Source organism: Micromonospora sp. NPDC000663 (assembly GCF_042898105.1).
In the GTDB taxonomy this organism is placed as follows: Bacteria; Actinomycetota; Actinomycetes; order Mycobacteriales; family Micromonosporaceae; genus Micromonospora.
Genome location: NZ_JBIAYR010000006.1, coordinates 177,538 through 202,181 on the forward strand (window position 1 = coordinate 177,538; position 24,644 = coordinate 202,181).

At 72.0% G+C, this 24,644-nt stretch carries 20 protein-coding genes; 11 read left to right on the forward strand and 9 right to left on the reverse strand.

The window, feature by feature from the left end; genetic code table 11:
- Positions 1-89: 89 nt before the first annotated feature.
- The 5 genes from ACFY1S_RS21390 to ACFY1S_RS21410 all read left to right on the forward strand — a co-directional run bounded on the left by ACFY1S_RS21390 (position 90) and on the right by ACFY1S_RS21410 (position 4,734).
- Complete coding sequence (locus ACFY1S_RS21390; RefSeq protein WP_387120692.1) at positions 90-1,880, forward strand: 3-hydroxyacyl-CoA dehydrogenase family protein; 1,791 nt, start codon at positions 90-92, stop codon at positions 1,878-1,880.
- A 40-nt stretch (positions 1,881-1,920) separates the two neighbouring features.
- On the forward strand, positions 1,921-2,415 hold the full coding sequence (locus ACFY1S_RS21395; RefSeq protein ID WP_387120695.1) for a SigE family RNA polymerase sigma factor: 495 nt from the start codon (positions 1,921-1,923) through the stop codon (positions 2,413-2,415).
- Positions 2,412-3,476 (forward strand): hypothetical protein, encoded by a 1,065-nt coding sequence (locus tag ACFY1S_RS21400; protein WP_387120698.1) that lies wholly within the window; start codon positions 2,412-2,414, stop codon positions 3,474-3,476. Before ACFY1S_RS21395 ends, ACFY1S_RS21400 begins: the two co-directional genes overlap by 4 nt.
- Before the next feature lie 50 nt (positions 3,477-3,526).
- Complete coding sequence (locus tag ACFY1S_RS21405) at positions 3,527-3,856, forward strand: hypothetical protein (RefSeq protein ID WP_387120701.1); 330 nt, start codon at positions 3,527-3,529, stop codon at positions 3,854-3,856.
- Positions 3,857-3,936: 80 nt separating this feature from the next.
- Positions 3,937-4,734: an alpha/beta hydrolase gene (locus tag ACFY1S_RS21410; RefSeq protein ID WP_387120704.1), complete on the forward strand. Its 798-nt coding sequence runs from the start codon at positions 3,937-3,939 to the stop codon at positions 4,732-4,734.
- Between the two features lie 4 nt (positions 4,735-4,738).
- Here ACFY1S_RS21410 and ACFY1S_RS21415 read toward each other — a convergent pair whose 3' ends face one another.
- The 5 genes from ACFY1S_RS21415 to mce all read right to left on the reverse strand — a co-directional run bounded on the left by ACFY1S_RS21415 (position 4,739) and on the right by mce (position 12,130).
- The gene (locus tag ACFY1S_RS21415; RefSeq protein WP_387120707.1) at positions 4,739-5,944 is read right to left on the reverse strand and encodes an AI-2E family transporter; all 1,206 of its coding nucleotides are present in this window, start codon (positions 5,942-5,944) and stop codon (positions 4,739-4,741) included.
- A gap of 154 nt (positions 5,945-6,098) precedes the next feature.
- Positions 6,099-8,225, reverse strand: coding sequence for a hypothetical protein (locus ACFY1S_RS21420; protein ID WP_387120710.1), 2,127 nt, complete (start codon positions 8,223-8,225; stop codon positions 6,099-6,101).
- Between the two features lie 177 nt (positions 8,226-8,402).
- Positions 8,403-9,668: a DivIVA domain-containing protein gene (locus tag ACFY1S_RS21425; RefSeq protein WP_387120713.1), complete on the reverse strand. Its 1,266-nt coding sequence runs from the start codon at positions 9,666-9,668 to the stop codon at positions 8,403-8,405.
- A gap of 285 nt (positions 9,669-9,953) precedes the next feature.
- The gene (gene ccrA / locus ACFY1S_RS21430; RefSeq protein ID WP_387121102.1) at positions 9,954-11,309 is read right to left on the reverse strand and encodes a crotonyl-CoA carboxylase/reductase; all 1,356 of its coding nucleotides are present in this window, start codon (positions 11,307-11,309) and stop codon (positions 9,954-9,956) included.
- A gap of 344 nt (positions 11,310-11,653) precedes the next feature.
- On the reverse strand, positions 11,654-12,130 hold the full coding sequence (gene mce / locus ACFY1S_RS21435; RefSeq protein WP_387120716.1) for a methylmalonyl-CoA epimerase: 477 nt from the start codon (positions 12,128-12,130) through the stop codon (positions 11,654-11,656).
- Between the two features lie 62 nt (positions 12,131-12,192).
- Here mce and ACFY1S_RS21440 point away from each other — a divergent pair, with 62 nt between their 5' ends.
- The gene (locus ACFY1S_RS21440; protein ID WP_387120719.1) at positions 12,193-13,392 is read left to right on the forward strand and encodes an acetyl-CoA C-acetyltransferase; all 1,200 of its coding nucleotides are present in this window, start codon (positions 12,193-12,195) and stop codon (positions 13,390-13,392) included.
- Between the two features lie 55 nt (positions 13,393-13,447).
- Positions 13,448-14,452 (forward strand): methylmalonyl Co-A mutase-associated GTPase MeaB, encoded by a 1,005-nt coding sequence (meaB, locus tag ACFY1S_RS21445; RefSeq protein ID WP_387120722.1) that lies wholly within the window; start codon positions 13,448-13,450, stop codon positions 14,450-14,452.
- A 31-nt stretch (positions 14,453-14,483) separates the two neighbouring features.
- Here meaB and ACFY1S_RS21450 read toward each other — a convergent pair whose 3' ends face one another.
- Positions 14,484-16,187: a DUF2207 family protein gene (locus ACFY1S_RS21450; RefSeq protein ID WP_387120725.1), complete on the reverse strand. Its 1,704-nt coding sequence runs from the start codon at positions 16,185-16,187 to the stop codon at positions 14,484-14,486.
- A gap of 3 nt (positions 16,188-16,190) precedes the next feature.
- Positions 16,191-16,757 carry a LemA family protein gene (locus tag ACFY1S_RS21455; protein ID WP_387120728.1) on the reverse strand — a complete coding sequence of 189 codons (567 nt, stop codon included), beginning with the start codon at positions 16,755-16,757 and terminating at the stop codon, positions 16,191-16,193.
- A gap of 156 nt (positions 16,758-16,913) precedes the next feature.
- On the opposite strand from ACFY1S_RS21455, the gene ACFY1S_RS21460 reads away from it, so the two are divergent.
- From ACFY1S_RS21460 to ACFY1S_RS21475, 4 genes are all read left to right on the forward strand, one after another.
- The gene (locus tag ACFY1S_RS21460) at positions 16,914-17,324 is read left to right on the forward strand and encodes an Asp23/Gls24 family envelope stress response protein (protein WP_387120731.1); all 411 of its coding nucleotides are present in this window, start codon (positions 16,914-16,916) and stop codon (positions 17,322-17,324) included.
- A 95-nt stretch (positions 17,325-17,419) separates the two neighbouring features.
- On the forward strand, positions 17,420-19,108 hold the full coding sequence (locus ACFY1S_RS21465) for a methylmalonyl-CoA mutase (protein ID WP_387120734.1): 1,689 nt from the start codon (positions 17,420-17,422) through the stop codon (positions 19,106-19,108).
- Between the two features lie 172 nt (positions 19,109-19,280).
- Positions 19,281-20,210: a tetratricopeptide repeat protein gene (locus tag ACFY1S_RS21470; protein ID WP_387120737.1), complete on the forward strand. Its 930-nt coding sequence runs from the start codon at positions 19,281-19,283 to the stop codon at positions 20,208-20,210.
- A gap of 66 nt (positions 20,211-20,276) precedes the next feature.
- A complete protein-coding gene (locus ACFY1S_RS21475; protein ID WP_387120740.1) occupies positions 20,277-21,593 on the forward strand; it encodes an arginase family protein in 1,317 nt (438 codons plus the stop codon).
- 144 nt (positions 21,594-21,737) lie between these two features.
- Here the strand turns inward: ACFY1S_RS21475 and ACFY1S_RS21480 are convergent, their stop codons facing one another.
- Both ACFY1S_RS21480 and ACFY1S_RS21485 read right to left on the reverse strand, forming a co-directional pair.
- On the reverse strand, positions 21,738-22,478 hold the full coding sequence (locus ACFY1S_RS21480; protein ID WP_387120743.1) for an alpha/beta fold hydrolase: 741 nt from the start codon (positions 22,476-22,478) through the stop codon (positions 21,738-21,740).
- An 11-nt stretch (positions 22,479-22,489) separates the two neighbouring features.
- Positions 22,490-24,457 (reverse strand): penicillin-binding transpeptidase domain-containing protein, encoded by a 1,968-nt coding sequence (locus ACFY1S_RS21485; RefSeq protein ID WP_387120745.1) that lies wholly within the window; start codon positions 24,455-24,457, stop codon positions 22,490-22,492.
- Between the last annotated feature and the right edge of the window lie 187 nt (positions 24,458-24,644).

The following is a 24,644-nucleotide window of genomic DNA, read 5'->3' on the forward strand; positions in this document are numbered from 1 at the left end:
TCTCGACAACCGTGCGTCACGTGGCAGACTCGCGCGCATAACCTTAGCGGCCGTTCAGTGGCCGTACGGAGTGTCTGGGGAGGCCGGTCGTGGCGCGCGAGTTCAGCACCGTGGGTGTGGTGGGGCTGGGCACCATGGGTGCCGGCATCGTCGAGGTCTTCGCCCGCAACGGCATCGACGTCGTCGCGGTCGAGATCTCCGAGCCCGCGCTGGAACGCGGCCGGGCCACCCTCACCGGCTCGACCGACCGGGCGGTCGCCAAGGGCAAGCTGGCCGCGGCGGACCGGGACGCCCTGCACGAGCGGGTGCACTTCGCGGTGGGCCTGGACGCGCTGCACTCCGTCGACCTGGTCATCGAGGCGGTGCCCGAGCACCTGGACCTGAAGCAGCGGATCTTCGCGGAGCTGGACCGGGTCTGCCGGCCGGAGGCCATCCTCGCCACCAACACCTCTTCGTTGAGCGTCACCGAGATCTCGGTCGCCACCACCCGGCCCAACCAGGTGATCGGCATCCACTTCTTCAACCCGGCGCCGGTGATGAAGCTGGTCGAGGTGGTCCGCACGGTCGTCACCTCGCCCGAGGTGGTCGCCGACGTCGAGGCGCTCTGCGCCCGGCTCGGCAAGGTCGACGTCACCATCAACGACCGGGCCGGCTTCATCGCCAACGCGCTGCTCTTCGGCTACCTCAACCACGCCGTCGGGATGTTCGAGTCGCACTACGCGACCCGGGAGGACATCGACGCCGCCATGAAGCTGGGCTGCGGCCTGCCGATGGGCCCGCTGGCGCTGATGGACCTCATCGGCCTGGACACCGCGTACGAGATCCTCGACACCATGTACCGGCGTGGCGGGCGGGACCGCCGGCACGCCCCGGTGCCGCTGCTCAAGCAGATGGTGACAGCGGGACTGCTCGGCCGGAAGTCCGGCCGGGGCTTCTACACCTACGAACGGCCCGGCTCCCCGGTGGTCGTACCCGATGAGGCGACGCCGCCGGCCACGGAGGCCGCGCTCGCCGACGGCGCGCGCGCCATCGCCAAGGTGGGCGTTGTGGGTTCCGGGACGATGGCCACCGGGATCATCGAAGTGTTCGCGAAGGCCGGCTACGAGGTCGTCTCGGTGACCCGTGGTGCGGAGAAGTCCGCGAAGGTCTGCGAGGCGGTGAAGACCTCGCTGAACAAGGGCGTGGTGCGCGGCAAGCTCTCCGAGGCCGACCGGGACGCCGCGCTCGGCCGGATCAGCTGGTCCGCCACGCTCGACCACCTCGCCGACGTCGACTTGGTGGTCGAGGCGGTGGTGGAGGAGCTGAGCGTCAAGAAGGCGCTCTTCGCCAGCCTCGACGAGATCTGCAAGCCGGGCGTCGTGCTCGCCACCACCACCTCGTCCCTGCCGGTGATCGACGTGGCGATGGCGACCCAGCGGCCGGCCGACGTGGTGGGGCTGCACTTCTTCAACCCGGCGCCGGTCATGCCGCTTGTCGAGGTCGTCCGCACCATCCGCACCTCCCCGGAGGCCACCGCCACCGCGCGGGCGGTCTGCGCCACGCTCGGCAAGACCGGCGTGGTCTGCGGCGACCGGTCCGGGTTCATCGTCAACGCGCTGCTCTTCCCGTACCTGAACGACGCGGTGAGGATGCTGGAGGCCAGCTACTCCACCGCCGACGACATCGACCACGCGATGAAGCTGGGCTGCGGCTATCCGATGGGCCCGTTCGAGCTGCTCGACGTGGTGGGGCTGGACGTCTCGCTGGCCATCCAGCGGGAGCTGTACCTGGAACTGCGCGAGCCGGGCTTCGCCCCCGCGCCGCTGCTGGAGCACCTGGTCACCGCCGGCTACCTGGGCCGCAAGACCCGCCGGGGCTTCCGCGACCACTCGCACCGCTGACCGGGTCAACGCGGCAGGGTCCCGGTCGCGTCTGAGGGATGTGACCTTCGAGGAGTACGTCGCCAGCCGCGGCCCGGCCCTGGTCCGGCTGGCGCGGCTGCTGACCGGTGACGAGCACCGGGCCGAGGACCTCACCCAGGAGGTGCTGTCCCGGGCGTACGTGCACTGGCGCCGGATCTCCCGCGCCGACCGACCCGACGTGTACGTGCGCCGGATGCTCGTCAACGCCAACAACTCCTGGTGGCGTCGCCTGTCGAACCGCGAGCTGGCCGTCGACACCTTCGTCGACCGGCCACAGCGTGGCGACCTCGATGGCGAGGTGGCCGACCGGGACGAGATGTGGCGGCTGATCCTCGCCCTGCCCGACCGTCAGCGGGCCGTGCTGGTGCTGCGCTACTACGAGGACCTCGACGACACCACGATCGCCCAGATCCTGGACTGCTCGCCGGTCACCGTCCGCACCCACGCGATGCGGGCGTTCGCGAACCTCCGGGGGCGTTGCGGCGTCCCGGCCAAGGACGGGAGCCGGCCGTGATCGACCTCGACGACCAGATCGCCCAGACCCTGCGGGAGCGTGCCGAGGGTGACGTGGACACCGGGCGGTTGCTGCGGGGCTCGCGTGCCCGCGGCCGCCGCCGACAGGTGCACCGCCGGACGGCAGTGGGCACCGCGCTGTGCCTCGTCGGAGTGCTCGGCTTCGTCGGGATGACCGGGACGGGTCTCGACGAACTGGCCGGCCGGATGCCCTGGAGCACCGCCACGCCCACGCCCACCGTGGTCCCGCCGCGCGCCGACGGAGTGCCCGGGGCAGCCACCGACCCCACACTTGTGGGCGCTGATCCGCAGGTGCTGCACGTCGGCCTCGACCCGGACCGGGCCCGCTACCTGGGCTGGGAGGTGATCCGGGACCAGGTCGAGACGGTACGGCTCAGCGTGGCAGGCAGCGAAGAGGTGCGCGTCGACGTGAGCACGTCGATCGAGTTGCCCAGCAGCGTCACCATCAACGGCACCTCCGTGGAGGTGACGGAGTCGGGCCGCCCGACCTTCGACGGTACGGTACGCCCGGCCAGCGGCATGGCCCGTGGGCTTGTCACGTTGTGGCAGCCCGCGCCGGGCCTGTACGCCCGTGCCGTCATGCTGCACGGGGACCGTGCCGTCCTGGACCGGGCGGTCAAGGCCCTGCGCTGGGGAGAGGCCCGACGATGCGCGGCGCCGCTGCGGCTCGGAGCCCTGCCCGACGGGGCGAAGATCACCGTCTGCTCGGTCGACGTCGCCTCGTACCCGCGACTGGTCACCGCCCGGTTCCACCTTCAGCGGTCCCCGATGGAGAACATGTCGGTGGAGTACCGGTACGCGAGCCAGGGGGGCACCCACACCGAGGCGGACCGGACCATCGCCGGCCGACCCGCGCTGCTCTCCGCCAGGGGGACGAGGCTGGAGCTGGCCGGCATCCCCGGGACAACCGTGTACGCCGACTTCGGCTGGCCCTGGGACGGCGAGGCACCGGCGAACATCTTCACCGAGGCGGACGCGACAGCCCTGCTGGCGGACCTGGAACTGTCCGAGGACCCGACCCGGCCGCAGAGCTGGCAGTGACCTCGACCGCCGGGCCGGGAGGTCGTCCCGCCGGGCGGACCGTACGCTTGGTGACTGTGAGCCCCCGTCGCAATCGCCCTCGCCGGGACGAGAACGCCAACCTGGACGCCGATCGGGTCCGGCAGGGCGTCGCCTCGGTGCAGCAGTGGACCGACGGCGCCTGGCAGGTACGCGGGATCGGGGCGGGAGCATCGGTCAAGACGTACCGTTGCCCCGGTTGCGACCAGGAGATCCGACCCGGGGTGGCGCACCTGGTGGCCTGGCCGGCCGACGGCCTTGGTGACCTGACCGACCGGCGGCACTGGCACAGCGGCTGCTGGCGGGCCCGGGAGCGGCGCGGCCCGGCGGTGCAGCGCGGCCGGAGCGCACCGCGCTACTGAAACGCTGGCGTCGAGCGACCTGGATCACCCTGTTCGTGCCTGGGCGGGCGGTGGCGGCCACTTCGCGACAGACTTGGACGGTGAGCACACCGATCCGCGCGTCGTCGATCCTGCCCGGCCGCCGGGAGGACATCGAGCTGCACACCGCCGACGGGTTGCGGCTGGTCGGCGAGTTGGCCCTGCCGGCGGAGCGGCCGCCGGTCGCCACACTGGTCTGCCTGCACCCGCTGCCCACGCACGGCGGAATGATGGACAGCCACGTGTTCCGCAAGGCGGCCTGGCGGCTCCCCGCGCTCGCCGACCTGGCCGTGCTGCGGTTCAACACCCGGGGCACCAGCAGCGTGCGCGGCACCAGCGAGGGGGCCTTCGACGGCGCGGTGGGCGAGCGGTACGACGTGGCCGCCGCCATCGAGTACGCGGAGTTCGCCGAACTGCCGAACATCTGGCTGGTCGGCTGGTCGTTCGGCACCGACCTGGCCCTCATGCACGGGTGCGATCCGGCCGTCGCCGGGGCGATCCTGCTCTCCCCGCCGCTGCGCTTCTCGGCCCCGGAGGACCTGGCCACCTGGGCTGCCTCGGGTCGACCCCTGACGGCTCTGGTGCCGGAGTTCGACGACTACCTGCGCCCGGCGGAGGCCCGGGAGCGGTTCGCCGCAGTGCCACAGGCCGAGGTCGTCGGGGTGCCGGGCGCCAAGCACCTCTGGGTGGGCGACGCGGAGACCGTGCTCGACGAGATCGTCCGCCGGGTCAACCCGGCCGTCGAGGTGCCGCTGCCGACCAGCTGGGACGGCCCGATGGAGTCCGGCGACGTCAGCGCGTACGCCGACCGCACGGTGGCCGCCTTCGCCGACACACCCGTCCCGCAGCCGGGCGACTGACGGCTCAGCGCCGCTCCTGGCGGGGGAGCACCACCTCGCGCAGGATCAGTTGCAGCGCCGCCACCGTGGGGATGGCGATCAACGCGCCCACCACGCCAAGCAGGGCCACCCCGAGCAGCGCGGCCAGCAGGGCGGCCACCTCGTTGACCTCCACCGAGCGCCGCATCACCTTCGGGTAGATCAGGTAGTTCTCCACCTGCTGGTAGATCAGGAAGAACACCACGCAGGCGATGCCGACGGGCAGGCCGGAGGCGAAGCCGACAAGACTCACGATCACCGCGCCCAGGGTGGCGCCGATCTGCGGGATCAGGTCGGTCACCGCGACCACCACTGCCAGCGCGAACGGGTACGGCAACCCGACGATCAACGCGAAAACGAATGTGGTCGCGCCGGCCAGCACCGCGATGCTCAACGCCCCGACCATGTACGCGCCGACCTTGGTCAGGATCTCGTCGCCGATCAGCTGCACCCGCTCCCGCCGGGACCGGGGGACCAGCGCGTAGCCCAAAGACCGCAGCCGGTTGAAGTACGCCAGGAAGTAGATGGTCAGCACCAGCACGGTGAGCGTCCGGAACACCGTGCCGAAGATCAGTTGAGCGCCGCCGAGCACCCCGCCGAGCGCCCGACCTATCGTGTCGGCGTTCGCGGCGCTCTGCACCCGCTCCACCACGTCGTACCGCTCCACCAGGTCGTTGACAGTCGGATTGCGGCGCAACTCGTCGAGCAGGCTGGGGATCTGGTCGATGAACTGCCCGGACTGCGTCACGATCGGCGGGACCAGCGCCACCACGCCGCCGCAGAGCAGCAGCACCACTGTCAACGCGACCACCGCGACCGCCAGGCCGTGCGGCACGCCCCAGCGGCGTAGCCGCACCACCGCCGGGTTGAGGCCGACCGCCAGGAAGAGCGCGATCACCACAAGCACCAGGATGCCGCCGGCGTTGCGAATCCCCAGATAGAGGGTGTACGCCAGCAGCACACCCAACGCGCCGGTGAAGCCGATCAGGAAGCTGCTGCGCCGCAGCGGCCGCCCCGGAGTGCCGAACTTGCCCGACGGGACAGCGGGCGGCTCGTCCGGGTCGATGCCCGGCGCGGGAACCGGCACCGGCGCCGGTGTCTCGACAGGCGTGGGGTCGATCGGTGGCTGGTCGGCGGGCGGGGGACCGGGGGTCACGTCCGGGTCGTCGGCCGACGGATCGTGCTGCGGCACAGGACCTCCGGGGGCAGGCGGTGGGACGGGCGACGTCTCTTCTCGACGCGCCAGCAGCGTAGTCACCTCATGGTCGCGACCGACCACGAGACCGTCAATCCGCTGCCGTACCTGCCCCGAGCCGACCCACGGGCACGCGTGGAGGCCGTACCCGTCAGTCCTTCTCGATGGTGACCTTGCTGGGCTTGGCGCTGCGCTCGTCGGTGGTCGGCTTGCTGGGCCGCTTGCCGTTCTCACCGGTGCTGGTGATCTTGGTCGGCTTGGCGTCCCGACCACCCACGCCCGGAACGGCGGCCACGGTCGGCTCCCCGTCCACCCCGGCGCTGGCCGCGCCTCCGTCGACTGTGGTCACCGGCTCGGCCACCGGCCGGGTGGTGGACTGCCCGGCGTCCTCGGCACCGGCGTTCACCGGCTGACGGCCGTCGGCGGGCTCGGTCTTGAGGCCGGTGGTCGCACCCGACGTCTTGAGGCCGGTGGCCGCACCCGACCCCTGCGACGTGCCCGCGCCGACGGTCGCCGCGTCGGAGACAGCCGCGCCGTCGTCGGCTGCGCTCGTGCTCGCATCGTCGCCGGTGTCCGGCGCGGTCGGGCCGTCCAGCGGGCCGGCGGTGCTCTGCAACCGCAGGTCGGCCATCTGCCGCTGGAGTTCGTCGGACTCCTGCCGCGACTTCCAGGTCTCCTGCCGCAGGTCGGCGAGCTGCTGCTGGGCCTGCGCAATCTCCAACATCACCTGGGCGAGCTGCTGCCGGCCGGCCGCCGCCTCCTGCTGGGTGGCGGCCAGGTGCTGCTGGGTGGTGGCGAGGTGCTGCTGGGTGGTGGCCGCGTACTCCTCGAACTGGCGACGTGAGGCCGCCACGTGCTCGTCGGCCTTGCGGCGCTTGTCGCCCGCCTCGGTCTCGGCGCGACTCAGCAGCTCGGCGGCCTCCGACTCGGCGCGTTGGCGCATCGCCGCCGCGTCCCGTTCGGCCGCCTGGCGGATCGCCTCGGCGCCCTGCTCGATCTCGTTCTTGCGGGTGGTGTACTCGGTCTCCAGGGCGTCCTTACGCGTGGAGTGCTCGTTCTCCAGCTCGTCGCGGCGAGCCGTGACGCCCGACTCCAGCTCCTGCTGGCGGCTTGCGAACCCGGCCTCCAACTCCTGCTGGCGGGCCTTGTGCTGCTTGTCCAGCTCGTCGCGGCGCTTCGCGTACTCCTGCTCGACCGTCGCGCGCCGCTGGGCCAGCTCCCGGTCGGCCGCCTCCCGCCGGGAGTTGACCTCCTGCTCCACCCCGGCCCGCCACGCGCCCAACTCCTGCTGGGTCTGCGCCCGGGCGTGCTTGACGTACGCCTCGGTCTCGGTGCGCATCCGCTGCACGTACGCCTCGGTCTCGGCCCGGCTGCGCTTGGCCGACTCGGTGGCCTGCGTGGTCACCCGCTCCGCCTCCTGCTGCGCCTTCGCCCGGGTGGCGCGGCCGGCCATCGACGCGTCGTCGATGATCTGCTTGGCCTCCTGCTGCGCCTTGGCGTGGGTGGCCCGACCAGCCTCGGTAGCGGTGTCGGTGAGCCGCTTGGCCTCCTGCTGCGCCTTGGCGTGCACCTCCTTGGCGGCCTCGCGCAGCTCGCCGGCCTCCTGCCGCGCGGTGGTAAGCGCCTCGCGGGCGGCCTCGCGCAGCTTGGTGGCCTCCTGCTGGGCCCGGGTGTGGATCTCCTTGGCGGTGTCCCGCAGCTGGGTGGCCTCCTGCTGGGCCTTCGCCAACGCGTCCTGGGCGGCCTTGCGCAGCTTCGCCGACTCGTCCTTCGCCGCCTGGAGCGTCGCCTCCGCCTCCGCGCGCCGGGCGTTGCTGTGCCGATCCTCCTCGGCGCGCCGCGCGGCGAGCGCGATCTCGAAGTCCTTCAGCGCCCGCGCAGCCTGCTCGCGGGCCTCCTCGACGATGTGCTCGGCGGCGGCACGACGGGCCTCGATCTCCTCGTTGGCCGCCGACAAGATCTGCTCGGCCTGCTCCTCGGCGAGAGTGAGGATCGACTCGACCCGGGGGCCCAGGTGTCGGAACGACGCCCGGTCCACCACGTTCATCTGCTTGCGGACCTGGGTGAGGTCGCGTTGCAGCACCTCGACCTGGCCGGCGAGCTTGTGGATCTGTGTGTAGGCCTGTTCCCGTTCGGCGGCGAGTGTCGCGATCTCGTGCTCGGCACGCGCGACGTACCTGTCGACCTGTTTCTTCTCGTACCCCCGCAGAGCGGACTCGAAGCTGGGCTCCGTCGTCACGTCCCCGCCGAGAGCGAACAGTTCCTCGCCGTGCGACATGCCCCCATCCTCACACGCATCGCCCCCGGCTGGGGCGATACGGACGCCCCTTGTGGGAGCTAGTTCACTCCGTTGCCGGCACCGAATGCCAAGGGCTGGGAAACGCATACGGCGCGAGGTCACACCGGTTACCCGGTGTCACCTCGCGCCGTCGATGCCCCAACCTGACGCCTGGCGTCAGCCGGCGGTCTCCGCGGTGACCCGGTCCTGACCGGCCTCGGTCTTCTTGGCCTCCGCCGGCTTGGCAGCCGGAGCGGCCGCCGCCGGCACGCCGGGCACGATGCCGGCGAGCCCGGAGAGCATCTGGCCGAGCTGCGAGGTGACCGCGTCCTTCTGCCGGGTGAGGTCCTCGACCTCGCGGCGGGCGGCCTGCGTGGTCAGCTCCGCCTCGGTGCGGGCCTCGGTGAGCAGGCGCTGCGACTCGGCCTTGGCCTCGTTGAGCGTCTTCTCCGACAGGGCCTTGGCCTTGTCGACAGTCTCGGCGGCGTTGCGCTCCGACTCGACCCGACGGGCCTCGGCGCGCTGCTCGATCTCCTTGGCCCGCTCCTGCGCTGCACGCGCCCGCTGCTCGGCCTCGCTCACCAGCTTCTGGGTCTGCGCGACCTGGGCGGCGTGCCGCTCGGACTCCTCGCGCTCCGCCTTCTCCCGACGCTCGGCCAGCTGAAGCTCCAGGGCCTGCAGATCCTTGTCGCGCTTGTCGCGCGCGTCGGTGAGCAGCTTGGTCGCCTCGGCCCGCTTCTCCTCCGCCTCGCGGGCGGCCTTGGCCCGCTGCTGGGTGATCTCCCGTTCCGCGGTGGCGCGCAGGGTGGCGACCTCCCGCTCCACGGTCGACTTCAGCTCGGCCACCTCGTGCGCGGTGACCGTACGCAGCTGCTTGGTCTCGCGGTCGGCGTCCGCGCGCAGGGTGTCGGCCTCGCGGCGGGCCTGCACCCGGACCTCGGCGGCCTCGCGCTCGGCGGCGGTGCGCAGGTTACCGGCCTCGCGCTCGGCGCTCGCCTTCATCGCGGCGGCCTCGGCGCGGGCCTTGTCGGTGATCTCGCGCGCCTCGAGGCGGGCGGCGGAGAGGATGCCCTCCGACTCGCGCTTTGCCTCGTTGCGGTGATCGTTCGCCTGCTCCTCGGCGAGCCGGAGGATCTGCTCGACGCGGGTGCCGAGCCCGGAGAGGGTGGGCCGGCTGTTCTCTTCGAGCTGCTTGTTCGTGTCGGCGAGCTTCTGCTCCAGCGCGCTCATGCGCTGCTCGGCCTGGCGGAGGCGACGCTGGGCGTCGTTCATCCGCTGCTCGGCCTCGGCACGGGCCTGCTCGGACTGGGTCAGCGCGGCGGTCATCCGGCCGAGGAAGTCATCGACCTGGTGAGTGTTGTATCCGCGCAGGCCAACGGTGAAATCTGGCTGCGAGTTCGCGTTATCGAAGAACGCGAGAGGGGAGGACTGCTGCTGGGGCATTGGGACATACTGGCAGACGCCCCAGGGTGCTTCGCAAGAGCGGTGCGCAGCTTTCGTGTCCTCTTTACATGGTCAACTTCCGCGTTCGGCGATGCCGGACCAATCGCCGATCTTGGCAGGTCCCGGGCGGGACGGACGCCACGCAGCGTGACATGGAAAAGGGCCACGGGGACGACCCGTGGCCCTTTGTTCGATCCGAAGCGATGTCGCGCTATTGGGGGCGGAAGAACAATGGCCGATCACGGCATTGGCCATCCGCTGCTCATCCGTCCGGACGGTGGCCCGTCAGTGCCCCCGGAACCGGTTGATCGCGTCCTCGTACCGGGCCCGCATCTCCCCGTCCCGGACACCGAGCCCATCGGTGGGGGCGAGGCAGCGCACCCCGACCTTGCCCTGGTGGGCGTTACGGTGCACCTCGTACGCCGCCTGGCCGGTCTGCTCCAGGGGGTAGGTACGCGACACCGTCGGGTGCACCTTGCCGAGCGCCACCAGACGGTTGGCCTGCCACGCCTCGTGGTAGTTGGCGAAGTGGCTGCCGACGATCCGCTTGAGGTGCATCCACAGGTAGCGGTTGTCGTACTGGTGCTGGAAACCGCTCGTGGACGCGCAGGTCACGATCGTCCCGCCGCGCCGGGCCACGTAGACGCTCGCGCCGAACGTCTCCCGACCCGGGTGCTCGAACACGATGTCCGGGTCCTCGCCGCCGGTCAGCTCGCGGATCCGCTCGCCGAACCGCCGCCACTCGTCCGGGTCCTGGGTCTCCTCGTCCTTCCAGAAGCGGAAGCCCTCCGCGGCCCGGTCGATGACCAGCTCCGCGCCCATGCTGCGGCACAGCTCGGCCTTCTCGGGCGAGGAGACGACGCAGACCGGGATCGCGCCGCCGTTGAGCGCCATCTGGGTGGCGTACCCGCCGAGGCCACCGGACGCGCCCCAGATCAGCACGACGTCGCCCTGCTTCATGTTGGCGCCGTGGTGCGAGACGAGCTGCCGGTACGCGGTCGAGTTGACAAGCCCCGGGCTCGCCGCCTCCTCCCAGCTCAGGTGGCGCGGCTTGGGCATCAGCTGGTTGGCCTTGACCACGGCCAGCTCGGCCAGCCCACCGAAGTTGGTCTCGAAGCCCCAGATCCGCTGCTGCGGGTCGAGCATCGTGTCGTCGTGCCCGGCCGCGTCCTCCAACTCGACCGAGAGGCAGTGCGCGACCACCTCGTCGCCGGCGGCCCACCTGGTGACCCCGGGGCCGGTGCGTAGCACCACGCCCGCGGCGTCCGAGCCGACCACGTGGTACGGCAGGTCGTGCCGGCGGGTCAGCTCGGAGAGCCGGCCGTAGCGCTTGAGGAACTTGAAGGTGGACACCGGCTCGAAGATGCTCGTCCACACCGTGTTGTAGTTGATCGCGCTGGCCATCACCGCGATCAGTGCCTCGCCCGGCGCCAGCTCCGGCGTCGGCACCTCCTGCACGTGCAGGGCCTTGCGCGGGTCCTTGTCCCGGGTGGCCATGCCGTCGAACATCCGGGACTCCTCGGCGCGGACCACCACACCCCGGTAGCTCTCCGGTACGGGCAGCCCGGCGACGCCGGCCAGCTCGCGGTCCGGATCATTCGATTCCTCCGCCGCCATGATCGCTTCGAGGATGTCCTGCACGGTGACCTCCGGTTCGTCCGCACCCGCACGGGCCCGGGTGCTGCCATCGTCGGCGCCGGTGGGCACGACCGCCATGTCGGCATTCGACACATCCGGCACCGGTCGCGCTCCTGTGGGCCGGGACGTTACTGAACGGTAGCTAAAGCCGGAAGTCCTCTGTGAAAAACTGCATCCGCCGATGCGTGAAGGTGTCCAACCAACCCGCCAACCGCGCACTGACGTGCGCGCACCCCGTCCTCCAGGGGACGCCACCCCTCGTTGATCAAGAGCTTTCGGTCACCTGCGACGCGCGGGATGACGCAAACCCTCTTGATCAACAGGGGGTTCGGGCGTGGGTCCGGGGGTCAGTGGGGGGTGGGGGCGGGTTGGACCAGCTCGACCAGGACGCCGCCCGCGTCCTTGGGGTGCACGAAGTTGATCCGGCTGTCCGCGGTGCCGCGCCGCGGCTCGTCGTAGAGCAGCCGTACGCCCCGCTCGCGCAGCGCCGCGCACGCCACGTCGATGTCCGCCACCGTGTACGCGACCTGTTGCACGCCCGGCCCGTTGCGGTCCAGGAACTTCGCGATCGTCGACTCGGGCGTGAGCGGGGCGAGCAACTGCACGCAGCCACCCTCGGCGCCCGGGCCGACGGCCAGCATCGCTTCCCGTACGCCCTGCTCGGCGTTGGTCTCGACGTGCACGCAGCGCATCCCGAACGTCCGCTGGTAGAAGTCGATCGCGGCGTCCAGGTCGGCCACGGCGATCCCGACGTGGTCGATCTTGCGAAGCCCGATGTCTGTGACGTAGTCCGCACCGGGCTCGACGGGGGAGTTCTCAGTCATGGCGCTAGTCTGGCCGAACAATCGTTAAGGCGTACAGCTCGGCACCCCCCTCGGAGGCAGGCATGGCTTCGGTGATCGTCAGCGGCGCGCGCACCCCCATGGGGCGGCTGCTGGGCAACCTCAAGGACCTTCCCGCCACGAAGCTCGGCGGCATCGCCATCAAGGCGGCCCTGGAGCGGGCCGGCGTGAGCCCGGACCAGGTCCAGTACGTGATCATGGGGCAGGTGCTCCAGGCCGGCGCGGGCCAGATCCCGGCTCGGCAGGCGGCGGTCGAGGCCGGCGTACCGATGTCGGTGCCCGCGCTGACCATCAACAAGGTCTGCCTCTCCGGCCTGGACGCCATCGCCCTGGCCGACCAGCTGATCCGGGCCGGCGAGTTCGACATCGTGGTGGCCGGTGGCATGGAGTCGATGACCAACGCCCCGCACCTGCTGATGGGCCAGCGCTCCGGCTACAAGTACGGCGACGTGGTGGTCAAGGACCACATGGCCCACGACGGGCTCAGCGACGCCTGGGACTGCTGCTCGATGGGCGAGTCGACCGAGCGGATCGGCACGAAGCACGGCATCTCCCGCGAGGAGCAGGACGCCTTCGCGGCCGCCAGCCACCAGCGGGCCGCCGCCGCGCAGAAGAACGGCCACTTCGCCGAGGAGATCACCCCGGTGCTGATCCCGCAGCGCAAGGGCGACCCGCTGGTGATCGGTGACGACGAGGGCATCCGCCCGGACACCACAGTCGAGTCGCTTGCCAAGCTGCGTCCCGCCTTCGCCAAGGACGGCACGATCACCGCAGGCAGCTCCTCGCCGATCTCCGACGGCGCTGCCGCAGTGGTCGTCATGAGCAAGGCCAAGGCCAAGGAGCTGGGGCTGACCTGGCTCGCCGAGATCGGCGCGCACGGAAACGTGGCGGGCCCGGACAACTCCCTGCACTCGCAGCCGTCCAACGCGATCAACCACGCCCTGAAGAAGGGCGGCCTGAGCGTGGAGGACCTGGACCTCATCGAGATCAACGAGGCGTTCGCGCAGGTGGGCATCCAGTCCACCCGGGACCTGGGAATCAGCGCGGACAAGGTCAACGTCAACGGCGGCGCGATCGCGCTGGGTCACCCGATCGGCATGTCCGGCGCTCGGCTGGTGCTCACCCTCGCCCTCGAGTTGAAGCGGCGCGGCGGCGGCACCGGCGCGGCGGCGCTGTGCGGTGGCGGTGGCCAGGGCGACGCGCTGATCATCCATGTGCCGGGCAAGGCCGAGTCGGCGCAGTGAGCGCGAGGAGTGAGCCGGGTCTGCGAGCCCCGCAGTCGCGAACAAGGATTGTTCAGTGAGCGAAGCTGTCGAGAACGTCCCGACCGCGGCCACCGGATCGGTGCGCCGCAGCCGGGACGTACCCCAGCTCGTGGAGCGGGCCCGCGCGGGTGACCCCCGCGCGGTCGCCCGCCTGATCACCCTTGTCGAGAACGGCGACGCGCTGCTGCCGCAGATCGCCGCCGCGCTCGCGCCGTACGCCGGGCAGGCCCAGGTGGTCGGGTTGACCGGCTCGCCGGGCGTGGGCAAGTCGACGACCACCAACGAGCTGGTCCGCGCGCTGCGGGCACGCGGTCACCGCGTAGGCGTGCTGGCCGTGGACCCGTCCAGCCCGTTCACCGGCGGCGCGATCCTCGGCGACCGGGTGCGCATGCAGGACCACGCCACCGATCCCGGCGTCTACATCAGGTCCATGTCCAGCCGGGGGCATCTCGGCGGGCTGGCCGCGGCGACGCCGCAGGCGGTCCGGGTGCTGGAGGGCGCCGGTTGCGACGTGGTGCTTGTGGAGACCGTCGGCGTCGGGCAGGCCGAGGTGGAGGTCGCCTCGCTGGCCGACACCACGCTCGTGCTGCTCGCCCCCGGCATGGGTGACGCCATCCAGGCGGTCAAGGCCGGCATCCTGGAGATCGCCGACGTCTTCGTCGTCAACAAGGCCGACCGGGACGGCGTCGACGCCACCGTCCGCGACATCCAGGGCATGATCGCCCTCGGTGAGCGCGGGCCGGGGCAGTGGCGACCGCAGGTCGTCCGCTCGGTCGCCGCCCGGGGTGAGGGCATCGACGACATCGCCGCCGCCATCGACAAGCACCGCGGCTGGCTGGTGGAGCACGGCGAGCTGCGCCGCCGGCAGGAGGCGCGGGCCGCCGCCGAGATCGAGGCCATCGCGCTGGGCACCCTCCGCGCCCGGATCGGTTCACTGCGCGACGGTACGGAGCTGTCGACGCTCGCCGCCAAGGTCGCCGAGGGTTCGCTCGACCCGTACGCGGCGGCGGACGAGCTGCTCGATCAGCTCGGCTCCTGATCCGCAGCCCGACGGCGCACCGGGCGGTGGCTCAGGCGGCCGTGAGGGCGTCGCGTGCGCATCTGGTGAGCAGCCATGGAAGGTGCGGCGTCCCGATCCGCCCGCTGCCGAGCGCGGTGAGGACCAGCGTGATGTCACCGACGCGCAGCACCACCTTGTCGCCGCTGGCGTACGCCTCGTCGCCGATGCCCGGCAGCGGGGTGGCGACGCCACGGGCGTTGGCCCGCCACGCGATCTGCCCGGCCGTACCGTCCGCCCAGGCGGCGCGCAGCACTGTGCTGTTGTCGCGCTCGGAGCGGAAGTCGACGCGTCGCGGCAGGCGTCGCACGCGTACCTGTTGACCGACGACCCGTGCCACGTCCTCGACGGAGATCGGAAGCGGCCCGGCACGCATATGATCCACCTCGCCGAACACGTCCGTGACCAGCACGCCGGTCTGCTCGGGTTCCGGGTCCGCCGACGAGCGGACGGTCAGGGCGCCGACCCGCCTGCTCCACGGCCGCCCGGTGATCGTCACGACGTCGCCCGGCCGGCAGCGGCCTCCCCACCCGCCGGGCAGCCCCCATGCGGTGGTCTCGTCGGCGGTCCCGTCGTCGAGTACCAGGTGGATCAGTCGCCGGCTGTCCCGCCAGTGTGGGCGCAGCGCCAGCACCTGACCGGTGACGGTCACCGACCGCGTCCGGTCCACCAACGCGCCGCCCAGCAGGTATGCCGCACCGGCGAGCAGCACGTACCCCGGCAGCGCATACCAGCCGGAGTGACCGGCGACGCCCAGCACGAACGTTCCCGCGACCACGAGCAGCAGCGCCTGACCGAGCAGCGCACGGGTGGTGCTGCCGTACCCGGGCCGTAGCCGTGGACAGCGCGCCCGGATCCGGCGCCAGCCGCCCCGGTACGACGACCAGAGCTCACGCTGGTCGCCGGCGTCGAGGCCGAGCACGTCGAGGGCGCGGCGGGTGACGCCCAGCGCGGCCCCGTACGCGAGGTAGCGGTCCCAGACCGCCACCGCCGAGGGTGGCAGCTCGGCGAACTGCTCGTGGTTACGCAGCCAGGTGCCTACCGCGAGCCACCGGGAGGTGGCGTCCAGTCCCGCCGGGGTCGCGCGCTCGCCGACACGCTGCACGAGGCCCGCGAGCACCACGGCGACGGTGAGCGAGAGAAGGAACGTCCAGCGCAGGTGCGTGCGGTACACGGCCACCAGGCCGCAGACCACGCCCACCGTGACCGCCCCGAGGTACAGCGCGGTCATCATCGTCCGCCCGAACCGACGCCGGGACAACCCGGCCGCCCGGGCGTCGGCCACCACTGCGGCGCGCAGGTGGCCGTTCCAGTCCTTCGACTCGTCCGCGTCGCGGAAGGCCAGCGCGGTGAGCGGCACCACCCCGTCGACGGCGAGCCCACGGACCCGCGCGAGGACCTGCCGTTCGTACGGTCGTAGGCCGCTCTCGTCCGGGTGCGCCCCGGCGAGATGGATGGTGGTGCCACGGGGGTCGGCGTCCGGCTGTCGCAGCTCGTACCAGCCGGCCGCGGCCAGGTCGAGCAGGATCGACTCCGTCGTTCCCGTGCCCGTCGACCCGCCGTTGACCAGCAGGCTCACCACGGCCGGCGGCTCCGGGCCGAGGTCCATCGTCGCCGGTCCGGCCGCTCGTGGGGCCGGACGGGTGGCGATCCGGCAAGCTCCGTACGCGAGGAACCAGAGCCCGACGGCGACGCCGGCGAGGATGAGGTCCGCCACGGCTCAGAGACCGACCGCGACGACGCAACGGTCCGAGTCGTCGGAGGTGAACAACTCGCGCCTGTGGAAGCCGAGCGGGCCGGCGACCAGGTTCGTGGGGAAGCTCTGGATCGCCGTGTTGTACTGCTGCACGGCGTACGTCAGGAACTGCCGGGCATAAGCGATCTTGTCCTCGGTGGTCGCCAGCTCACTCTGCATCGCCGTGAAGTTCTCGCTCGCCCGCAACTGCGGATACGCCTCGGCGAGCGCGACGAGACGACCCAGAGCCTGACCGAGCGCGTTCTCGGCGTCGGCCCGGCCCGGGTCACCACCGGTGTGCGTGATCGCCTCGCCGCGTGCGGCCAGCACGGCGGCCAGGGTGTCGCGCTCGTGCGACGCGTACCCCTTGACGGTCTCGACCAGGTTCGGGATCAGGTCGTGGCGGCGCTTGAGTTGTACGTCGATCTGGGACCAGGACGCATCCACCTGGTTACGCATCCGCACCAGCTTGTTGTAGACCCGCACCAGCCATACCCCGACCAGGAGGACGACCGTGGAGCCCGCCAGAGCGGCGGCGGTAATCGATGCCATGGCGGGCAAGATAGCGAACCGCCGCGAGGAGTGCGCGCACGTGTCCACGGGGGACGGTTACCGCGCGCCGGGAGGCAGTAGGCTCGCGGCGCGCGGGCTCCGCCCGTGCGGGGCCCCGGCCGGGGCCGGCGCGGGACGACGGCAGGGGAGCGGTACGTGAGTGACGAGGCGACGCGCGAGCTGGGCACGGTGCCGGCGGTGGCCGGCGGGACGACGAAGGTCTCCGACGAGGTGATCGAGAAGATCGCCGTCGCCGCCGCCAGTTCGGTGCCCGGGGTGGCCGAGATGGGTGGGGACATCGCGAGGTTCTTCAACGCGGTCCTCGATCGTGTCGGGCTGGACCAGGTCGGCGACGCCCGGCGGGGTTGCTCGGCCCACGTCTCCGGGGACGCGGCCGTGATCAATCTGGTGCTGGTGATCCAGGCCGGTCAGCCCGTGCCCGAGGTGACGAGCCAGGTGCGGGCCCGCGTGACCGAGGCGGTCGAGGCGTACGGGCTGCGGGTCGACGAGGTCAACATCCGGGTCGACGACGTGGCGATGGGCGCGCCCGCGACTCCGACCTCCTGACCTGGTTACCCACCGGTACGAGTTGACTTAGCGATCGTTCAGGTCGGGGCTCTACACTCGATGGGCAATCGAGGACCCGAGGAGGAGCCCCGCGCATGGACGCCGACGAGATCGACGCCGGACGGGCACGCTGGCAGGCCCGGTACGACGGCGCGCGCAAGCGTGACGCCGACTTCACCACGCTCTCCGGGATGCCTGTCGAGCCGGTCTACGGGCCGCCGGAGGGCAGCGCGTACCCGGGCTTCGAGCGGATCGGCTGGCCCGGCGAGTATCCGTACACCAGGGGTCTGTATCCGACCGGCTACAGGGGGCGGACCTGGACGATCCGGCAGTTCGCCGGCTTCGGAAACGCCCAGCAGACGAACGAGCGTTACAAGATGATCCTCGGTGCCGGCGGTGGCGGCCTGTCCGTCGCGTTCGACATGCCGACGCTGATGGGCCGCGACTCGGACGACCCGCAGGCGCTCGGCGAGGTCGGGCACTGCGGCGTCGCCATCGACACGGCCACCGACATGCAGGCGCTCTTCGACGGCATCGACCTGGCCGGCGTCACCACGTCGATGACCATCTCCGGCCCGGCAGTGCCTGTGTTCTGCATGTACCTGGTCGCCGCCGAGCGGCAGGGCGCCGACCTGTCCACGTTGGACGGCACCCTCCAGACGGACATCTTCAAGGAGTACATCGCGCAGAAGGAGTGGCTCTTCGACCCGGAGCCGCACCTGCGCCTCATCGGCGACCTGATGGAGTACTGCGCGGCCGAGATCCCGCGGTACAAGCCGCTGTCGGTCTCCGGCTACCACATCCGCGAGGCCGGCTCGACCGCCGCGCAGGAACTGGCGTACACCCTCGCCGACGGCTTCGGTTACGTCGAGCTGGGCCTGTCGCGGGGGCTGGACGTGAACGTCTTCGCGCCGGGTCTGAGCTTCTTCTTCGACTCGCACCTCGACTTCTTCGAGGAGATCGCCAAGTTCCGCGCCGCCCGCCGGATCTGGGCCCGCTGGCTGCGTGACGTCTACGGCGCCACCAGCGAGAAGGCCCTGTGGCTGCGGTTCCACACGCAGACCGCAGGGGTGTCGCTGACCGCCCAGCAGCCGGTCAACAACGTCGTACGCACGGCCGTGGAGGCCCTCGCGGCGGTGCTAGGCGGGACCAACTCGCTGCACACGAACGCCCTCGACGAGACACTCGCGCTGCCCACCGACGAGTCCGCCGAGATCGCCCTGCGGACCCAGCAGGTGCTGATGGAGGAGACCGGCGTGGTGAACGTCGCCGACCCGCTCGGCGGCTCCTGGTACGTCGAGGCGTTGACCGACAAGATCGAGGCCGAGGCGGAGGAGATCTTCGCCCGGATCCGGCAGCTCGGCGGGGAGGGGCCGCACCAGATCGGCCCGATGACCTCGGGCATCCTGCGCGGCATCGAGGACGGCTGGTTCACCGGGCACATCGCCGAGTCGGCCTTCGTCTACCAGCAGGCCCTCGAGAAGGGCGACAAGAAGATCGTCGGCGTCAACTGCCACACCGGCACCGTCGCCAAGGAGCTGGAGATCCTGCGCATCTCGCACGAGGTGGAGCTGGAGCAGCGCCGGGTGCTCGCCGAGCGCAAGGCCGGACGGGACGACGCAGCGGTCAAGGCCGCGGTCGCCCGGATGGTCGAGGCCAGCCGCACCGACGAGAACATGATCCCCGCGATGCTCGACGCCGTCCGCGCCGAGGCCACCCTCGGCGAGATCTGCGACGCGCTGCGCGCCGAGTGGGGCACCTACCGGGAGCCGGCGCGCTTCTGAGGCCCCACTCTCCCCGCGATCTTGCACTTGCTGCCCCGAGATATGCCGTATGCGGCTCTTGTGGGCGAACGAAAGTGCAAGATCGCGGGGGTGTTCGGGTGGGGGTGAGAGTTGCAACGTCGGAGTTGCGGGTGAGCTGAGAACCCGGGCTCGCGTGCGAGACTAGGTAACCATGAGCGACCCACGGATCACCTCGTCGATCTTCACCCGCGGCGCGGTCGACCTCAGCACGCTGCGCGGCCCCGCACCAGCCAGTACCCGCCCCGGCGCACCCCCGCAGGGCGGCCCGTCCACCGGCGCGCCAGGCGCCGGCGCCGGCGGTGACGGCGGTGACGGCGCCATCGTCGACGTCACCGAAGCGACAATCCAGTCCGAGGTGCTCGAACGGTCGATGGCCATGCCCGTCGTCGTCTTCTTCGGCGCAGCCGGCTTCCCCGAGAGTGACGAGTTCGCCCCGGTGCTGGAGCGGCTGGCCGCCGAGAGTGGCGGCGCCTGGGTGCTCGCCCGGGTCGACGTGCAGCAGAGCCCGCGGATCGCCCAGATGTTCCGGGTCCAGGGCATCCCCATGGTGTACGCGGTGGTCGGCGGCCAGCCCATCGACGCCTTCTCCGGCGTGGTCCCCGAGGCGCAGCTGCGCCAATGGCTCCAGGCCGTGCTCAAGGCCGGCGGCGTGACCGTCGCCGAACCGGAGGACCCGCGCCTCGACGAGGCGGACGACGCCCTGATGAGCGGTGACCTGGACGCCGCCGAGCGGGCGTACCGCAAGATCCTCGCCGACTCCCCGGCGGACGCCGCGGCCGAGGCCGGCCTCGCCCAGGTCGGGGTGGCCCGCCGGGTGGCCGGCGCCGACCCGGCCACCGCGCTGGCCGCCGCCGAGAGTGCCCCCGACGACGTGGCCGCCCAGCTGCTGGCCGCCGACATCGAGGTGCTCAGCGGCCTGGCCGAGCAGGCGTACGCCCGGCTCGTCGGCCTGGTCCGGCGGACCGCCGGCGAGGACCGGGAGACGGTCCGCCAGCACCTGGTGTCGCTGTTCACCATCGCCGGGCCGGACGACCCGGCGGTCGCCTCGGCACGTCGTGCCCTGGCCAGCGCCCTGTTCTGAGTTCCTAGCACGCCAGCGCGGGCCGGCGTTCCGGCCGGCCCGCCCGACCACCGAGGACGGGAGCTCATGATGCGCCGGATCGCCGTCCTCGACGCGCCGACAAATCTCGGTCTACGGCCGCCCACGCCCACGTCGGTCCCGGGCTGCGCCAAGGCGCCCGGAGCGCTGCGCGACCACGACCTGCTGCCCCGGCTGCGCGCCCGCGACGCCGGATGCATCACCCCACCCCGCTACGACCCGGGTGACTGGCGGCCCGGCGACGGGGTGTGCCACGCGCGGGAGATCGCCGACTACTCCCTCGCCCTCGCCGAGCGGATCGGCTCGATCATCGACCGGGGCGAGTTCCCGGTGGTGCTGGGCGGCGACTGCTCGGTGCTGCTCGGCTCGGCGCTGGCCATGCACCGCCTCGGTGAGGCGGTCGGCGGGCGGATCGGCCTGGTCTTCGTGGACGGGCACTCCGACTTCCGGCACCCCGGCAACGCCTCCTACGTTGGTGCCGCCGCGGGGGAGGACCTGGCCCTGGTCACCGGGCGCGGCCAGGCCGACCTGGCCGCCCTGGAGGGACGCCGACCCTACTTCCGCGACATCGACGTGGTGGTGCTCGGCATCCGGGCGCAGGACGAGTACCGACTCGACCTCCAGGCGGCCGGGATCACCACCCGGCCGGTGCCGGCGCTGCGCGCCGAGGGCGCAGCCCGCACGGCGCAGTGGGCACACGAGCAGCTCGCCGACTGCGCGGGCTACTGGGTGCACATCGACGTGGACGTGCTCGACCCGGCGGTGATGCCCGCCGTGGACGCCCCCGACCCGGGCGGCATCGCCTTCGCCGAGCTGGAGATCCTGCTCGCCGGCCTGGTCGACACCCCGCACTGCCTCGGCGTCGAGCTGACCGTCTTCGACCCCGACTACGACCCGGACGGCTCGTACGCCGCCGAGATCGTCAACACCGTGGTCGCGGGTCTGGCACCGGTCACCGCCCCGGAGGCGGTGCCGCCGCGCCTGCTCCCGGCCCGGCCCACCCCCGCCTCCCGACGCGACACCGGCCGCACCACGTTCGCCGCCGAGCGGTCCGGGACGCCGCGACCCGCAGCCGGGGACGGGCAGCACGACCTGGGCGACCTGGCGGGTGCGCGGAACGGTACCGACACCGCCGTCCGGTCGCTGGCCGGAGTGCCCGCGCCGGCCGAGCAGCCCGGCGCCGGTACGCCAACGGACAGCGAGTCGCCAGCTGACCTCGGGCCGGCCGATGTCCTCGCGCCGGTCCACTCCGGGCCGGCCGGCACCCCGGTCGAACCGGAGCCGGTGGGCCCACCGGCGTCGGCCGGCCCCGGCCTGCTACGCCGCAGTTCGCCCTCCACCCCCGAGCACCCCACACCCGCCTAGACCGACGGGTCCAGCGTCGCCGTCGCCGAGGCGGCACCCCACTGGACGTCAACCATCCCACCGCGGTAGCGCCGCTCGGATGTTGGTCGCGGCCAGGTTTCCCGCAGCCCTGTCGGCGATCTGAGCAACTGGTAGCCGGTCCGGTCAGCGCGGCAGCGAGCGCAGCGCCTCCACCACGGCATCGGGCGTCCGCAGCGGCACGAAGTGGTCGGCGCCGGGTATTCGCACAAGGCGGCAGCCGGGAATGCGCCGCGCGGCCTCGACGCAGGACGGGACGAACGACCGCCGTTCGAGATCGCCGAGCAGCAGCACGCAGGGAGTAGCAACGTCCTCCAGCCGGGACCACGCGTCGCCGTCGTCGACGAAGGTATCGCCCCAGTTGAGCCAGAACCGGACCGCCGAACGCAGCAGATCGACGACGAGCGGGTCGCGGCCGGCCCGGGCCCAGCGGGCGACACCCTGCTCGACGAAGGTCTCCGGGTCGGCGCTGTCCGGCTCGTCATCGGGATCGTGGGAGGGCGGGGCGCCGGAAATGCCGGGACATGCCAGCACCATCCCGCGAACCCGATCCGGCTCGGCGAGGGCGAGGTCGAGCGCTGTTCCGCCACCCATGCTGCAACCGACGAACAACGCCGGCCCGACGCCGAGCCGGTCAAGCACCCGACGCAGGTCGTCCAACCGGGAGAATCGCCCGGCCGGCGCGGAGCGGCCGAAGCCCCGCGCGTCGTACCGGATCAGCCGGTGCTGCCCGGCGAGTCGCTCCCAGACGGGGTTCCAGATGCGGGAATCGCCGACGCCCGGATGCAGTAGCACGACCGGTGGCAGGCCGCCCCCGGTGTCCTCGGCCCAGACGCACCCGTCCCCCAGATTGATCAACTCCCTCATGGCGGCGAGCCTCAGGGGGTCGGGAGGGCGCGCAGGAAGCGTTCGGCGATCGGGATGGCTGAGGCGGTGCTGGCGCCGCCCTTCTCGACGAACACGGCGAACGCGACATCGCCCCGCCAGCCCACGAACCAGGCGTGCGTGTGGGCCGGGTTGTTGTCGTACTCGGCGGTGCCGGTCTTGCCGTACACCTCGCCGCCCGGCACGTCCCTGAGCGCGGTGCCGGTGCCGGTGGTCACCACCTCGCGCATCATGGTGCGCAGCGCCGAGACGGACTCCGGCTTGAGCTGTTCGCCGGCCGGGGCCGGCTTGGCCGGCGCGGGGTCCACAAGAAGTTGCGGCTGCTCGAACCGGCCGCGCGCGACTGCCGCGGTGGCACCGGCCATGGCCAGCGGACTGACAAGTGTGGTGCCCTGCCCGAACGAGGCGGCGGCCTGCTCGGCGGGGCTCCCGCCGGTCGACACCTTGCCGGTGAAAGCGTCGACGCCGAGGTCCCACTGACCCTCCAGGCCCAGCGTACGACCGGCGGCGGCCAGCCCGTCGCCGCCCAACTTCGGGGCCAGCGTGGCGAACGCGGTGTTGCAGGACTTGGCGAAATCGGTGCGGAACGGCACCGAGCCCAACTCGAAGTTGTCCGAGTTCTTGAAGGACCGGCCGTCGACGGTGACTGTCTTCTTGCAGTCCACCGGCCCGTCGAGGGTGACCGCGCCCCGGTCCAGCAGGCCGAGCGCGCTGACCATCTTGAATGTGGAACCGGGCGGCACCTGGGCGTTGAAGGCCAGGTTCTCGCCGGCTGGCCCGGGTCCGTTCGCCACGGCGAGCACGGAGCCGTCGCTGATCCGTACCGCCACCAGCGAGGCCCGGCGCGCCTCGGGACGCAGCGCGGCGTCGGCGGCGTTCTGGGCGGCCACGTCCAGTGTCGTCTTGAGCGCCTGCCCGGCCTGGGGCTCGCGGCGGAACAACTCGGTGCCGGTGGGCTCCAGCTTGCCGCCCTCGGCGGGGCGTTCGACCACCACCGTCAGCCCGGGGTTGCCGCGCAGCCGCTCGTCGTACCGGCCCTGCAACCCGCCATGCCCGACCAGGTCACCCACCACGTACCGGTCGGGGTGCGCGGCCAGGTCGTCGGCCTGCGCCGGGTCGACCGAGCCGAGCAGCGCGCGGGCGAACTCCCGGGTGGGCGCCAGGTCGAGCTTGTCGGAGACGAACTTGGTGCCGGGCAGGTCGTAGATCCGGGGCTTGATCTGGCGGTACGCCTCCTCGCGGAGGGTCACCACCTCGACGAGGTCGCCCGGCTCGGCCTTGGCCACCCGCTCGGGCAGGTCGGCCAGGTCGACAGCCGGGACCAGCGCCGGACGGATCGCCTTGAAGGCCCCGTCGAGGTCCTTGACCAGTTTCTTGATGTCGGCGACCCCGTCGGGCTGCACACCCACCCGGACCACCGGGCGGGGGGCGACGATCGGCTGCCCGGCGGCGTCCAGCACGCCGGCCCGAGGGCTGGCCTCCCGGCGCAACCCCAGCCGGTCACCTGTGGTGAGCCGCTCGTGGACGACACGGGGCTCCCAGATCACCTGCCACTGGTCGTCGTCGCCCTGGGCGAGCCGCACCTCCCGGTCGTACGCCCAGCGGGTCTGACCGGGCAGGGTCCACTCCACCTGCACCGTCGCGGTCGCGATGTCCTTGGTGATCTTCGGGTCGCCGCGGCGGGTCAGTTTTGGAGGGGTGCCCGCCAGTTCACCGGAGAGTTCCTTGATCTCGCGGCTCACGTCGCCGGCCGGAACCTTGTTGCCGGTGGGGTCGACCAGTCCGACCGCCTGGAGGTCGCCGCTGCGCCAGCCGGCGAGGAAGGCGTCGACGGTGCGCTGCGGCCCGTCGTCGCCGGAGCAGGCGACCAGGACGCCAGCGGTGAGCAGCGCCGCCGTGGCGGCGGCCACCCGCCTGCGGGCGGGGTTCGGTGGGTGGGCTCGGGGGTACGACAGGAGCATGACGCGAGGTCCTTCCGATCTCGGGCTGCCCTGCACGGTAGTACGAGAACGCTGTTCCCAACGTCCCGTGAAGTGGGCCTACGTGCGGAAAGACGGACCACGCCGCTGTGATGAACATCGCGTGGCGGGGTATCCGGCAACCGGCCAACCTCGGACCCGCAACGGGTGAAAGGACAGAGTCCCGATC